The organism is Chryseobacterium sp. 7 (assembly GCF_003663845.1).
GTDB lineage: Bacteria > Bacteroidota > Bacteroidia > Flavobacteriales > Weeksellaceae > Chryseobacterium.
In genome coordinates, this window is sequence record NZ_RCCA01000001.1 from 313,030 (window position 1) to 327,900 (window position 14,871).

10 protein-coding genes and 1 pseudogene are annotated in these 14,871 nt (G+C 35.2%); 8 read left to right on the forward strand and 3 right to left on the reverse strand.

What is annotated here, in order from left to right; all coding sequences use genetic code 11:
• The first annotated feature begins 289 nt into the window (after positions 1 to 289).
• Positions 290 to 970: a hypothetical protein gene (locus CLU97_RS01495; protein ID WP_121486376.1), complete on the forward strand. Its 681-nt coding sequence runs from the start codon at positions 290 to 292 to the stop codon at positions 968 to 970.
• A gap of 71 nt (positions 971 to 1,041) precedes the next feature.
• Here the strand turns inward: CLU97_RS01495 and infB are convergent, their stop codons facing one another.
• From infB to rimP, 3 genes are all read right to left on the reverse strand, one after another.
• Complete coding sequence (gene infB / locus CLU97_RS01500) at positions 1,042 to 4,035, reverse strand: translation initiation factor IF-2 (RefSeq protein ID WP_121486377.1); 2,994 nt, start codon at positions 4,033 to 4,035, stop codon at positions 1,042 to 1,044.
• A gap of 76 nt (positions 4,036 to 4,111) precedes the next feature.
• Entirely contained in the window at positions 4,112 to 5,347 is a 1,236-nt protein-coding gene (gene nusA / locus CLU97_RS01505; protein ID WP_047097519.1) for a transcription termination factor NusA, read from the reverse strand.
• A gap of 16 nt (positions 5,348 to 5,363) precedes the next feature.
• Positions 5,364 to 5,831 (reverse strand): ribosome assembly cofactor RimP, encoded by a 468-nt coding sequence (gene rimP / locus CLU97_RS01510; protein ID WP_089692763.1) that lies wholly within the window; start codon positions 5,829 to 5,831, stop codon positions 5,364 to 5,366.
• Between the two features lie 213 nt (positions 5,832 to 6,044).
• Between rimP and CLU97_RS01515 the strand changes: the two are divergent.
• The 7 genes and pseudogenes from CLU97_RS01515 to CLU97_RS01545 all read left to right on the forward strand — a co-directional run bounded on the left by CLU97_RS01515 (position 6,045) and on the right by CLU97_RS01545 (position 14,868).
• Positions 6,045 to 7,357: pseudogene (locus CLU97_RS01515) on the forward strand (UDP-glucose dehydrogenase family protein).
• A gap of 11 nt (positions 7,358 to 7,368) precedes the next feature.
• The gene (gene rfbB / locus CLU97_RS01520) at positions 7,369 to 8,448 is read left to right on the forward strand and encodes a dTDP-glucose 4,6-dehydratase (protein ID WP_121486378.1); all 1,080 of its coding nucleotides are present in this window, start codon (positions 7,369 to 7,371) and stop codon (positions 8,446 to 8,448) included.
• Between the two features lie 99 nt (positions 8,449 to 8,547).
• Entirely contained in the window at positions 8,548 to 9,411 is an 864-nt protein-coding gene (gene rfbA / locus CLU97_RS01525) for a glucose-1-phosphate thymidylyltransferase RfbA (RefSeq protein WP_121486379.1), read from the forward strand.
• A gap of 174 nt (positions 9,412 to 9,585) precedes the next feature.
• Positions 9,586 to 10,434 (forward strand): ABC transporter permease, encoded by an 849-nt coding sequence (locus CLU97_RS01530; RefSeq protein WP_121486380.1) that lies wholly within the window; start codon positions 9,586 to 9,588, stop codon positions 10,432 to 10,434.
• A 31-nt stretch (positions 10,435 to 10,465) separates the two neighbouring features.
• Positions 10,466 to 11,701 (forward strand): polysaccharide ABC transporter ATP-binding protein, encoded by a 1,236-nt coding sequence (locus CLU97_RS23520; protein WP_183084495.1) that lies wholly within the window; start codon positions 10,466 to 10,468, stop codon positions 11,699 to 11,701.
• A gap of 4 nt (positions 11,702 to 11,705) precedes the next feature.
• A complete protein-coding gene (locus tag CLU97_RS01540; protein WP_121486381.1) occupies positions 11,706 to 13,031 on the forward strand; it encodes a glycosyltransferase in 1,326 nt (441 codons plus the stop codon).
• Positions 13,012 to 14,868: a DCC1-like thiol-disulfide oxidoreductase family protein gene (locus CLU97_RS01545; protein WP_183084496.1), complete on the forward strand. Its 1,857-nt coding sequence runs from the start codon at positions 13,012 to 13,014 to the stop codon at positions 14,866 to 14,868. Before CLU97_RS01540 ends, CLU97_RS01545 begins: the two co-directional genes overlap by 20 nt.
• The last annotated feature ends 3 nt before the right edge of the window (positions 14,869 to 14,871 follow it).

Below are 14,871 nucleotides of genomic sequence, written 5' to 3' on the forward strand. Positions count from 1 at the left end.
AATTCAATAACTCAAAATTTAAAACAAAAGCAACAAAGCTGTAATTTTAACAAAAAAAAAATAATGATTAAAATATTATTTATAATAAATCTAAATTAAATATTTCTTTGAAAATATTTAATCAAAACATTTAATTCAGTGAATTTTTTAAAAAATAAAATATTTTATAATTTAAGCTACTTAATACCATAGACTTATATTTGTAAAAAAAAAAAACAAAGTATCATACATAATAATATATTTTATACATTTGAAATTAATAACAATTAAACAAATAATTCATTACACCATGAAAAAAATTACCATATCCATATTCTTACTAGCTAATGTTTTCTGCTTTTCACAGCAACAAATTGTTTCCCAAAATTATAGTACTGGTATCCAGCCAATATATTATACTCTACAGTCATCATCTGGAAAAACTTTAAATTATGATGACATTCTAGGAACACCCTATCCAGATAAAGACTTTACGAAAGCAAAAATTTCAGGAACAACTGATGAACAAGTATCTATAAGATATAATAGTTACAATGATGAGATTGAATTTAAAAAAGAAGATAAGGTTTTAGCACTTCCAAAGAAAATCGAATATGGGCGAATAGAAGTCATTTCACCTAAAAAAACACTTGTATTATTAGATACCTCAGATGAATTAAGTGGATATTTTTATGAGCTCGTTAATGGAAAGAACAGTCTATACAAAAAGATTAAAACAAAATTTACAGACTTTATTCCAGCGCCTAATGGTTACTCAAGTGACAAACCCGCTAACTTTAAAGCACTTGATCCATTATACTACATTAAAACTGAAAAAGGTTTTATAAAAAAACCTAAAAATCAAAAAGATATTATTGAGCAGTTTCCTGATAAAAAAGATAGTTTAAACAGCTTCTTTAAATCCAATAAAATAAAATTTGACAAGGAAGAAGACCTGATAAAGCTTGTTACTTTTTTGAATCAGAATTAAAAAAATGTTGTTTACAAAATATTATAATAAAAAAGCAGATATCTGAGATATCTGCTTTTTATTTTAAATTATTATTTTAGTTTTTTCTTAACAGCTACTTCTTCGTAGACTTCAAGAATATCTCCGGTTTCGATATCGTTATAACCTTTCAGGTTCAGACCACATTCGTAACCTTTTGTAACTTCTTTCACATCGTCTTTGAAACGTTTCAAGCTTTCAAGCTCTCCGTCGAATTTCACAATACCGTCTCTTAATAAACGTACTTTAGACTGTCTTGTTACTTTTCCGGTAAGAACCATACAACCTGCAATTGTTCCTACTTTAGAAATCTTGAATACTTCACGGATCTCTACATTACCAATTACCTGCTCCTGAATTTCCGGAGAAAGCATTCCCTCCATCGCTTCTTTTACTTCATCAATGGCTTTGTAGATTACAGAATAGGTTCTGATTTCAATTTCTTCACGATCTGCCAGATCTTTTGCATTAGCACCAGCTCTAACGTTAAATCCGATAATAATTGCATCTGATGCAGCCGCTAGGTTAATATCAGATTCCGTGATCTGTCCAACACCTGAGTGAAGGATTTTCACACTGATTTCTTCTGTTGATAATCTCTGTAACTGATCAGAAAGTGCTTCAACAGAACCATCCACGTCACCTTTAAGGATAATATTCAATTCTTTGAATTCTCCTAAAGCAATACGTCTACCTAATTCTTCAAGTGTTGTATGTTTCTTAGTTCTGATTGATAATTCTCTCTGTAATTGCTCTCTCTTATTTGCGATAGCTTTACCTTCACTTTCATCAGCATATACTCTAAATTTATCCCCAGCAGTAGGCGCTCCGTCCAAACCTAAGATCGTTGCAGGAATTGATGGACCCGCTTCTTTAAGATTTTTCCCTCTTTCATCAAGCAAAGCTTTTACTTTACCATGATTTTTACCTGCTACTACATAATCTCCTACTCTTAAAGTTCCTGTCTGCACTAACATTGTTGCTACATAACCTCTTCCTTTATCTAAGGATGCTTCAATAACAACTCCGTTTGCTGCACGCTCCGGGTTCGCTTTTAATTCAAGCATTTCAGCCTGTAATAGAACTTTTTCAAGCAATACATCTACATTATTACCGAATTTAGCCGAGATCTCTTGCGCCTGAACATTTCCACCCCACTCTTCTACTAAAACCGGAGGGTTCAAGCCTGAAAGTTGTTGACGGATGTTATCTGGGTTCGCATTAGGCTTATCAACCTTATTGATTGCAATAATCATAGGAACCTGCGCAGCCTGAGCGTGAGCAATAGCTTCTTTTGTCTGTGGCATCACATCATCATCGGCAGCAATTACAATAATTGCAATATCTGTAATCTGAGCACCTCTGGCCCTCATTGCTGTAAAGGCTTCGTGACCTGGTGTATCTAAGAACGTAATTCTTTGTCCGTTTTCAAGTTTCACATTATAGGCACCAATGTGCTGTGTGATACCTCCTGATTCACCAGCAATAACGTTTGTTTTTCTAACGTAGTCCAATAATGAAGTTTTACCGTGGTCAACGTGTCCCATTACAGTAACTACAGGAGCTCTTTGTAATAGACTTTCTTCAGTATCTACTTCTTCTTCGGAATCTGTATCTTCAAGATCGGCATCTGAGAATTCAATTTTATAACCAAACTCGTCTGCTACTAATAATAAGGTATCAGCTTCAAGTCTTTGGTTCATGGTCACCATTACACCTAGCGAGAAACAAGCAGAAATTACTTCAGTTGGAGAAACGTTCATTAAACTTGCCAATTCACCTACAGTGATGAATTCTGTAACTTTAAGAGTTCTGTCTTGTGCTTCAAGCTCTTGCTGACGCTCATCCTGCTCTCTACGGAAAGTTCTTTTGTCTTTTCTGTGTTTTGCAGATTTAGATTTCCCTCCTTTGTTAGTAAGTTTTTCTAATGTTTCTTTGATCTGGTTTTTAACTTGTTCGTCAGTCAGTTCAACTGGCATCACTCTCTGTCCAGGTCTGTTGTTCTGACCTCCTTTTTTGAAGCCACCGCCACCTTGACCTTGCGGACGGTTTCCACCACCCTGGTTGTTTCCAAAACGGTTTCCACCTTGGCCACCTTGACCTTGCGGACGGTTTCCTTGACCACCTTGACCCTGACGGTTTCCACCTTGGCCACCCTGGCCTCCATTGTTATTATGTGGACGGTTTCCTCCTTGGCCTTGGCCAGCTTGGTTATTGTTATTATTTCCTGAGTTTTGATTATTCCCCTGACCTTGTTGGTTATTCTGGCCACCAGGCTTTTCAATTCTCTTTCTTTTCTTTTTTGCGCCAGAACCTGGTTTTGGTGCAAACTGAGTAAGATCTATCTTTTCTCCAACGATCTTAGGACCGTCTAGTTTCTGATATACTGTCTCAATTTTCTGAGGTTCCTGAGATTCAGGTTCTGCCTCAACTTTTGGAGTTTCTATTTTTTTCTCCTCAACAACAGCAGGTTTTGGAGTTTCTTTTACTGTTTCCACAGGTTTCACTTCTTCTTTTTTCTCCTCCATTTTTGGCTTGTCTTTTTTCACAGGTCTGTTTCTAGATTCTATTTGAGACAAATCAATTTTATCCAAAACTTTGAATTCCTGTTTTTCAGGAGCTGCTTTCACTTCCGGCTGTTCTTCTTTCACGATTTCTTCTTTCTTTTCTTCAACCGGTTTCGCAACAGGAGCTGCTGCAGGAGCCGCAGGAGTTTCTTCAACTTCAGGCTTATTAGATTCCAGATCTATTTTACCTAAAATTCTAGTTTCTGGTTTATTTGCTTTAGCTCTTATCACTTCAGGGGTTTTCTTTTCTTCAATTTCCAGTTTTTCTTCCGGAACTTTAGTGATCACCACCTCATGGGAAGCTTTTCTTTGTTCGCCGTCTTTAGCAAACTCAGCCTCCAATGCAGAATATGCCGCTTCTTCCAATTGAGCGTTAGGATTGCTTTCAACCTCGATACCCTTAGCTTGTAAAAACTCTACTAATCTGGACATCGAAATATTGAATTCCTTAACCGCTTTATTTAATCTAATTTTTGGCATCTATATTATTTACTGTTTTTAATTTTTAAAATTAAAGTATTTCTTTTTTACTGTTTATTAAAATTTATTTAAAATCTTAATCTTCAAATTCTTCTCTCAGAATACGTTTAACCTCTTCGATTGTTTCTTCTTCAAGGTCTACCATATTTAAAAGACTTTCAGTTTCTTTATCTAATACTGATTTTGCAGTTGTAAGTCCTACTTTCTTAAACTCATCCAAAATCCACTGCTCGATATCATCGTTAAATTCTCTTAATTCAACATCGTCATCCTCGCTGGACTCTCTGTATACATCAATTTCATATCCTGACAACCAAGAAGCCAGTCTGATATTCTGTCCTTGTTTTCCAATTACTTTAGAAATCTCTTCAACAGGAGTATACACTAATGCATAGTTTTGATCCTCGTTGATGTCAATTTTATTGACTGTCACATTTCCTAATGCTCTCTTCACCAAAATTTCAGGGTTTTTAGACCACTGAATAACATCGATGTTTTCATTTCTCAACTCTCTTACAACACCATGAATTCTGGATCCTTTTACACCAACACATGCCCCTACCGGATCAATTCTGTCATCATAAGCATCTACTGCAATCTTCGCCTTTTCACCAGGAATTCTCACTACTTTTTTCAGCATAATTGTTCCGTCCTGGATCTCAGGAATTTCCAGCTCTAATAATTTCTCAAGGAATTTAGGTGCAGTTCTGGAAATAATAATCTGTGGTTTAGAACCTTTGAAATCTACTGTCTCAACAATAGCTCTGATATTCTCACCCTTTTTAAAGAAATCGGATGGGATCTGGTTTTCTTTTGGTAAAATAAATTCATTTCCTTCATCATCCAGCAAGATTACGTGCTTGTGACGGATATGGTGGATTTCTCCAACAACTATTTCTCCAATTTTATCTCTAAACTGCTCGTACAGCATTGCATTATTGTGCTCCTGAAGTTTTGTAGCCAGAATTTGCTTAAGGGTAAGGATATTTCTTCTCCCTAATTGCGCAACAGGAATTTCCATTGTAAAGTCTTCACCTACTTCGAAGGTAGGGTCAATCTTCTTAGCTTCAGAAATTTCAATTTCCAAATCATCATCTTCAGACATTTCGTCCTCTACAATTGTTTTATTTAAAAATATCTGAAAATCTCCTTTATCCGGGTTTACAATCACATCAAAATGATCATCTGAGTCAAATCTTTTTCTCAAAAGAGTTTTCAGTGAATCTTCAATAATTGCCATAAGATCAATTTTACTGATCCCCTTTTCGTCTTTAAAATCACCAAAGGATTCAATCAACGCTATATTATCCATCTATTCTTTTTTCTTTTTAAAATTTAATTACTACTAATGCTTTTTTGATCTCGGAGTAAGCAATCTCTTTCTCCTCTTCTACATCAACTTTTCCTTTCCCGATATCTTTCGGTTTGCGGTAACGTAAAGTAAGTGTGATCTTCTCTTCATCTACTTTTGACAATTCTCCTTCAATTTTAGAAGAATCCTCCAGCATTACCTCAATTTCTCTTCCAATATTTTTACCGAACTGTCTTGGTGTGGATAATGGTTCGCTTAATCCGGCAGACATCACCTGCAGGCTGAAGTCATGCTCTTCACGATCCATATTGAATTCTATTGCACGGCTTGCATCAAGGCAATCCTGCAGAGAAACTCCATTATCACCATCTAAAATCACTGTAATATCATCCCCTGCAGAAATTTTAAGATCAATAAGAAACAGATCTTTTCTGGTCTCAAGGAATTCATTTAATAATTCTTCAATTCTTTTTCTAAACTCCATATATATTTATCTTGATTTACAGTACGAAAAAAGGCTTTCTTCCGAAGCCTTCCCATTTTTTCCGTAAATCCATGGCAAATATACGATATTTTTCTAAAAATGCAAAATTATCTTAAGTATCAAGTAAATAGCGCCAGACTCATTTACAATAAATTAAAAGAATATGTCACAGTATTTTTATATTTTTGCCACTAGAATTTAAAAACAGACATTTTGAATATAACGATTGTAGGAACAGGTTATGTAGGGCTGGTTACAGGAACAACCCTTGCAGAACTTGGCAATTCAGTATACTGTGTTGATATTGATGAAAAAAAGTAGAAGGTATGAAAAACGGCGTAGTTCCCATCTATGAGCCGAACCTTGAAGAAATGTTTTTAAGAAACATTCAATCTGAAAGATTATTTTTCACAACCAATCTTAAAGAAGCTTTAGACAAAAGCGAAGTAATTTATCTTGCACTGCCTACCCCTCCTGGTGAAGACGGCTCTGCAGATTTATCTTATGTACTTCATGTAGCCAATAATATTGGTGAAATGATGACAGAATACAAAGTAATTGTTAATAAGAGTACCGTTCCTGTAGGAACTGCAGACAGGGTAAGAGAAACAATCTCTACCAAAACACAAATCCCTTTTGATGTAGTTTCCAATCCTGAATTTCTAAGAGAAGGCTTTGCCGTTGAAGACTCTATGAATCCCTCCAGAGTAGTTGTAGGCGCAAGCTCCGAAAGAGCAAAAGACATCATGTCTAAAATATACCAGCCTTTTACCAATACAGGAATTCCTATTATCTTTATGGATGAGAAATCATCCGAACTTACAAAATATGCAGCAAACTCATTTTTAGCGGTAAAAATTACCTTCATGAATGAAATTGCAAATTATTGTGAAAAAGTAGGTGCAGATGTAGATAAGGTGAGACTGGGAATGGGTAGTGATGACAGAATAGGCCACAGATTCTTATTCCCGGGAATCGGATATGGCGGAAGCTGCTTCCCGAAAGATGTAAAAGCACTTATAAAATCCGGAAAACAGGAAGATTTTAACTTCCAGATTCTTGAAGCTACTGAAAATGTAAATACCTCCCAGAAAGTTATTTTGGTATCTGAAATTGAAAAATATTTCGGTGGAAATATTCAAGGAAAAAAAATTGCCATGTGGGGACTTGCCTTTAAAGCAAATACCGATGACATCCGAGAAGCTTCATCTCTAGACAATATTGCCCTTTTATTAGAAAAAGGAGCAGAAGTTATAGCCTACGATGCGGTTGCAGAAAGTAATGTTCAGAAACTTCTTGGTGACAAAATACAATATGCCAAAGGAATGTATGATGCTCTGGAAAACGTTGATGCATTATTTATAGCTACAGAATGGCCGGAGTTTAAAAATCCAAATTTCGAGCTGATGGCCAGAAAAATGAAAAATAAAGTTATTTTTGACGGCAGAAATATGTATCCATTGGAAATCCCTGAGCAAAACGGATTTCACTATAAAAGTATAGGAAGAAAGACCATCTCAAAATAAGAATAAAGAAAATGAAAAATATTATAATTACAGGAGGTGCCGGATTCATCGGTTCCCATGTTGTAAGAGAATTTGTAAAAAATAATCCAAATACTACCATCATCAATCTTGATGCTCTTACGTATGCCGGAAACTTAGAAAACTTGAAGGACATTGAAAATGAACCTAATTATGTTTTCGAAAAAGCAGATATTACAAAACCTGAAGAGTTAAGAAAGGTTTTTGAAAAATACAATCCTGACGCTGTAGTACATTTAGCCGCAGAAAGTCATGTAGACAGAAGTATTACAGATCCAATGGCATTCATCAATACGAATGTAAACGGAACTGCCAACCTTCTGAATCTTTGTAAAGAGTTCTGGACATTAAACCCAGATCATACCCACGGAAGATTTCCGGATGAAAAAAGAAACAACCTTTTCTATCATATTTCCACAGATGAAGTATACGGAAGTTTAGGTGAAACAGGATTCTTTTTAGAAACTACTTCATACGATCCTCAATCTCCATATTCTGCTTCAAAAGCTGCTTCTGACCATTTGGTAAGAGCTTACGGAAACACTTACGGAATGCCGTTTATCGTATCTAACTGTTCTAACAATTACGGTCCGAATCATTTCCCTGAAAAACTGATTCCTCTTTGTATTTCTAATATCATTAATGAAAGATCACTTCCAATTTATGGTGACGGAAAATATACAAGAGACTGGTTATTTGTCATTGATCACGCGAAAGCAATTCATCAGATCTTTAATGAAGCTAAAACAGGTGAGACTTATAACATCGGCGGTTTCAATGAGTGGCAGAATATTGATCTTGTAAAAGAACTGATTAAACAAATGGATGCTAAGCTTGGAAAGCCGGAAGGTTATTCTGAAAAACTGATTACTTTCGTAAAAGACAGACCTGGTCATGATAAGCGTTACGCCATTGATGCAACAAAATTAAACAAAGACTTAGGCTGGAAACCATCCGTAACTTTCGAAGAAGGTTTAGGAAAGACAATCGACTGGTATCTTGAAAATAAAGAATGGCTGGAGAATGTAACTTCAGGAAATTATCAGGATTATTACAGTAAGCAATACAACTAGGAAGTTTTCTGTTGAAACAATAAAGGGGAAGTAGAATTTCTTTATGCTCGAAAGAAATTCTACTTATACCAAAAAAACAAGAATAATACGCACCAATACATGAAAGGAATAATATTAGCCGGAGGATCCGGAACCAGACTTTACCCTCTAACTATTGCCGTAAGCAAGCAACTGATGCCCGTTTATGACAAACCCATGATTTATTATCCGCTTTCCACACTTCTTTTAGCTGGAATTAAGGATATTCTAATCATTACTACACCGCATGACCAGGAAGGTTTTATCAAGCTTTTGGGTGATGGTTCTCAAATTGGATGTAACATAGAATATGTTGTACAGCCAAGCCCGGATGGATTAGCGCAAGCTTTTATTCTGGGGGAACAATTTATAGGAAATGATCCTGCTGCACTGGTACTGGGAGATAATATTTTCTATGGGTCCGAAATGGGAACTCTGTTAAAAAATAAAACTAATCCTGAAGGCGGCGTTGTTTTCGCTTACCACGTTGCTGATCCTGAAAGATATGGGGTTGTAGAGTTTGACAAAGACCTGAAAGCTGTTTCTATTGAAGAGAAACCTTTAAAACCTAAGTCAAATTATGCTGTTCCCGGACTTTATTTCTACGATAATAATGTAGTAGAAATTGCTAAAAACATCAAACCTTCTCCAAGAGGTGAGCTTGAAATCACTGACGTCAACAATGTTTATCTAAATAGCGGGAAGCTGGAAGTTGCCGTTCTTGACAGAGGCACCGCATGGCTGGATACAGGAACTTTCGACTCTCTTCACGATGCTTCAGAATTTGTAAGCGTTATTGAAAAGAGACAGGGGTTCAAAATTGGCTGTATTGAAGAGATTGCATTCAGGAACAAATTCATCAATGAAGATAAACTTCTAGAAACGGCTGCTAAATATGGCAAAAGCGGCTATGGAGAGTATTTGAAGCAACTTATCGTAAAATAACAAAACATAATTTATAAAATTCTCAAAACTATTGGCTTAAAGCCAATAGTTTTTGTTTATACCAGCAAATATCAATATATTAGTTGTTAATTTTTAATTTTATTAAAATGAAAAATTTAAAATTAAATAACAGGGTAATAAATAATTATTATAAATTTGCAAAAAATTACACAAATGAATGAACCACAACAGACGTGGACAGAAACGATTGATGCAGATCATTCGTTATTTGACTTGAAGCTAAAGGAAGTCTGGAGATACAAAGATCTTGTTTATATGTTTGTAAAAAGAGATTTTGTATCCAGTTTTAAGCAGACTGTTTTAGGACCAATCTGGTTTTTTATAAATCCCATTCTTACAACCATCGTTTATTTGGTTATTTTCGGAAGAATTGCCAAGCTCCCTACAGATGATGCACCGCCACTTCTTTTTTATCTGGCAGGGGTAACACTATGGAATTATTTTTCCACTTCATTGCTAGCTACATCTACTACTTTTGCAGGCAATGCAGGGATATTCGGAAAAGTATATTTCCCGAGGCTGGTTACGCCGTTATCTATTGTTATTTCTAACCTGATGCGACTTGGGGTACAGTTCCTTCTGTTCATTCTTGTATGGGCGTATTATTTGAGTAAAGGGCAGGTAAACCCCAATTGGTGGGTCTTAGCAACTCCGTTTCTTATTTTACTGATGGCATTTTTCTCTTTGGGACTGGGAATGATATTTTCTGCTCTTACTACAAAATACAAAGACCTTAGTATGCTTTTAGGATTCGGTGTTAGTTTATTTATGTATGCTACGCCGGTTATTTATCCTACTTCTGCCCTTAGAGGGGCTTTCAAAGAACTTGCGCTATATAATCCTCTGACAGGTATTTTTGAATGTTTTAAATATGCCTGGTTAGGTGTTGGTGATTTCTCTCCTACAATGCTGGGTATAAGCTCTTTAATAATTGTTATTATTATGGCTATAGGAGTTGTAATTTTCAATAAAGTTGAAAAAACTTTTATGGATACCGTGTAATTATTCCTTTAAAAATTTAAATTAAAAAAACATGCTAGCTTTAAAAGCAGAAAATATATCTAAGCAATACCGCCTTGGGCAGGTCGGAACAGGAACCCTATCTCATGACTTGAACAGATTCTGGTACAAAGTAAGAGGAAAAGAAGATCCTTATTTGAAAATTGGTGAAGCCAATGACAGAGCAACAAAAGGAGATTCCGAATATGTATGGTCTCTTCGTGATATCGATTTTGAAATTGAAAAAGGAGATGCAGTAGGGATCATTGGAAGAAATGGAGCAGGGAAATCTACTTTGCTGAAATTATTGAGTAAAGTAACAAAACCCACTACAGGAAAAATATATACAAATGGCAGAATTGCTTCTTTATTAGAGGTAGGCACAGGCTTCCATCCGGAAATGACCGGGCGGGAAAATGTCTTTCTAAATGGAGCTATTCTTGGGATGACCCGTAAAGAAATTAAACGAAAATTTGATGAAATTGTAGCTTTTTCCGGAGTAGAAAGATATATAGATACCCCTGTAAAAAGATATTCATCAGGAATGTATGTTCGTCTGGCTTTTGCCGTGGCTGCGCATTTGGAATCTGAAATCCTTATTGTAGACGAAGTTTTAGCAGTAGGAGACGCCGAATTTCAAAAAAAATGCCTTGGAAAAATGAATGACGTTACAAAAGGAGAAGGAAGAACAATCCTTTTTGTAAGTCATAATATGGCAGCTGTTAAGCAGCTTTGCACATCCGGTATTTTATTAAAAAACGGACAGGTTGCCCATCAGGGAGATATCAACAGTGTACTTGAGAACTATATCATTAATGAGCTTTCTCCTAATATTGCATTCAGCTACATTGAGGACCTAAGTAAAAAAGCTCAGATTCAAAAGGTTCGAATTTATAATAATAAATCTGCCGAGACTACAGAATTTGGTCATAGTGAAAACATCAATATAGATATAAGCTTCATTAATAGAAACGTAACCTCTGGGATAAGAGTAAACATTGCCGTTTTAGATAAATTTGAAAATGTAATTTTTATCGCCAGAAAAGTATTTGACGAGAAAAATGAAAATAATTTTACAATACAAATAGAAGGAGGAAAGCTAATTCCTAATACTTATGTACTTTCAGTGGCCATAGACACTCCATCAGTAGAATTATATGATATTATAAATGGAGGGATACAAATTAATATCATTGAAACAGGACATGAAAATTTTCTTACTGGAGACACGGATAACGGAATTATTACCCCTCCTGTAATATGGATGTAAAATAATGGGTAAAAAAATACTAATTCTTTCTACAGGTGATGTAAATGGTGCATACGAAGCCATGTACAAAATAGCTCATATTATGAAAAATATGGGACATGAAGTTGTGATGTGTGTAAAACAAAAAACAAAAAATGAAGATTTCATTAAAGTTTATAAACATACTACTTCTTCTGCAGCACAGCCTGGATTATTAACAAGAGCTGTCAATAAATTAAAGAATAAAATTAAGCCCTTACAGATAAAAGCACCGCTGAGTACAGACGGCAAATATGCTTTTTTAAGTAAAGATGAGTTGTCGGAAAATATTAATGTTCAAAGTATGCTGAAAACGGTGGGCTTCACCCCTGATTTTATTTTTACAGGAATGACCATTGACTTTCTAAACACTACAGATCTCCTGAATATATACAATGCTACAAAAGCAAAAATATATAATATTACGGTAGACATGAATCATTTCACCGGAGGATGCCATTTTTCATGGGGATGTGAAGGTTATATCAGGGGATGTGATGAACATTGTCCCGCTATTACAAAAGACAATGAAAAGGTAGTGGCAAAGAATAATTTTGACAGAAAATACGAAAATGCCCAAAAAGCTAATTTTCAAATCATTGCTGGTTCAGGATTAACACTAACACAATCTCAAAATTCAAAGATTTATAAAAATCAGAAAACGATTTATAATATCAACAGCTTAATTGATACTAACTTACTCAATGACAAGAATAAATCAATAGCCAAAAGGATTTTTTCATTGTCTGATGAGCGTTTCTATATTTTGACAGGAGCACAGAATATGGATGATCCCAGAAAAGGATTCACATATCTGATAGAAGCTCTTAAAATACTGGATCAGGAATTACCTCAGCATCTAAAAGATAAGATCGTTCTGCTGGTAGTTTCCAATAGCGTGAATGAAGAGTTTGACAAGGTTACCTTTACCAAACAGAAAATAGATTATATAAAAGACTACAGGCTGCTGGCATTACTGTATCAGGCTGCCGATCTTTTTGTGAACTCCTCTATTGAAGATTCGGGACCTATGATGGTTTCTGAAGCTTTAGCCTGCGGAACCCCGGTTGTAGGTTTTGATACAGGTGTACTTACCAATATGGTAATAGATAACTATAATGGTTATAAAGCACCGCTAAAAGACAGCAAAAAATTAGCCGAGGGAATTAAAAATATATTTGAACTCAGTAAAGACTCTTACAGTACATTTTCTAAAAACGCAGTTCATCAGGTAGAGGAATTCTCATCCTATGAATATGCTGAAGAAATTTTCACTAAAATTTTGGAACAGGATGATCAAAAGACTTTATAACGAAAAAATTTCCGGTCTCGGCCTTTCTATTTTCAGAATTGCCTATACAATGGTATTACTTTGTGAAGTAGTTCAGCTCAATTATTTCAGACACCTGATCTTTGATAAGATTCCATTTATAAGACCCGCTGAAATTGACTTTGGTATTCCTCTGAGGATATGGATGATTGCCATCATTTTTATTATGTTTGGGCTTTTCACAAGACTGGCAACAATCATTAATTATTTAATGACTGTTATTCTGGTAGGCAGCATAACGACCTATGAATATCACATGTTTTATGCTTATCTGGGAATCAACTTTCTTTTAATGTTTTTGCCCATATCCAGCAATTTATCTCTGGACAGGCTTCTGTTGAAGTATAAATATTCCAACACCAGATTCCAATACAATCCGCCTGAAAAGATCAGTGCTTTATGTTATCTGGTTCCTATATTCGTTGGGCTGGCTTTTGTTTATTTTGATTCCATATTCTATAAATTTACCTCATCTTACTGGACTGTAGGATTAGGAATGTGGTATCCAAGCAGTCTTCCCTTTACCAATTATATTTCCATTCCTTATATACTGGATCAAAAGTACCTGATGCTGTTTTTGGGATATTTAACCCTTGTTTTTGAATTTATTTTCATTTTTACTTTTTTCCTGAAAAAATGGAGAATTCCATTGCTAATTATTGGGCTGGGATTACATGTAGGCATTTTGATATGCTACCCTATTCCTTGGTTTGGATTAGGAATGTGTACCATTTATCTGCTAATGGTTCCTGTTTCATGGTGGGAAAAATTATTTAAAAGTGCTCAAAAACCAGCGCTCCTTACTTTTTATTATGATGGAGAATGTCCGCTGTGTAACCGAACTAAGATTACCATACAGCATTTTGATATTGCCAAAAGGGTTGATTTCAAAACCGTACAGTATTATGCTGAGCAAAATGAATTATTAAAAGATATTCCTACAGATGAACTCCTGAATGATATTCATTCTGTAAGAAACGGAAAAGTTTATAAAGGACTGGATACTTATATTCAGGTTTTCAATGCCATTACTTACTTAAAGCCACTAAGCTGGATTTTACGTATTCCCGGGATTTATCACATGGGAAAAGCAGTTTACCAGTATGTAGCCAAGAACAGAAATACAGAGCGCTGTACAGAAGAAAATTGTGGCTATACCCCACCGGCAATTCCTATTGACGAAGATAAAGTAAAGATCCTTCAGAATTATACTGTTAAGGATTTTAAGATCTCCCTTATCAAAGGAGGCCTGTGTCTAGTTATACTATTTCAAATAATTGTTTCTTACAATTCTATAAAGAACAAAGGAGGATTTGAAAACACTTCAGCAGGAAAAGAAATGAGTAAAATCTCAGATGCGGTAGAAAAGCCTACGAAAACTTATCTTGGGATTACCCATCATGCTGTTTTTATGGATTATCATTTTAATCAATACAACCATATTATTTCTGTTATTTATGTTGATAAAAAAGGCCAGCAGGTATGGCTGCCTATTATTAATAATGATGGTACAGCAGGAAGCTATCTTCATGGCCCCACATGGATCAAATGGACGTTCCGTACTACAGATAATATCATTAATCAGGACAATTTAAAAAGAGGAATCAGGGACTTTAGTGCATTTTGGGCAAGGATGAATGGTGTATGCCTGAAAGATGCTAAATTTATCATCAAAGTAAAGAAAATTGATACACTACCCAATCACTGGGAAGAAGGTTTTTTAAAAAGACAAATGGAGAAACCATGGATGGATGTGGGAGTTGCTACATGGCACGATAAGAAGTATTCTATAGACATTAAAGACATTGAAAGTTTATAATTT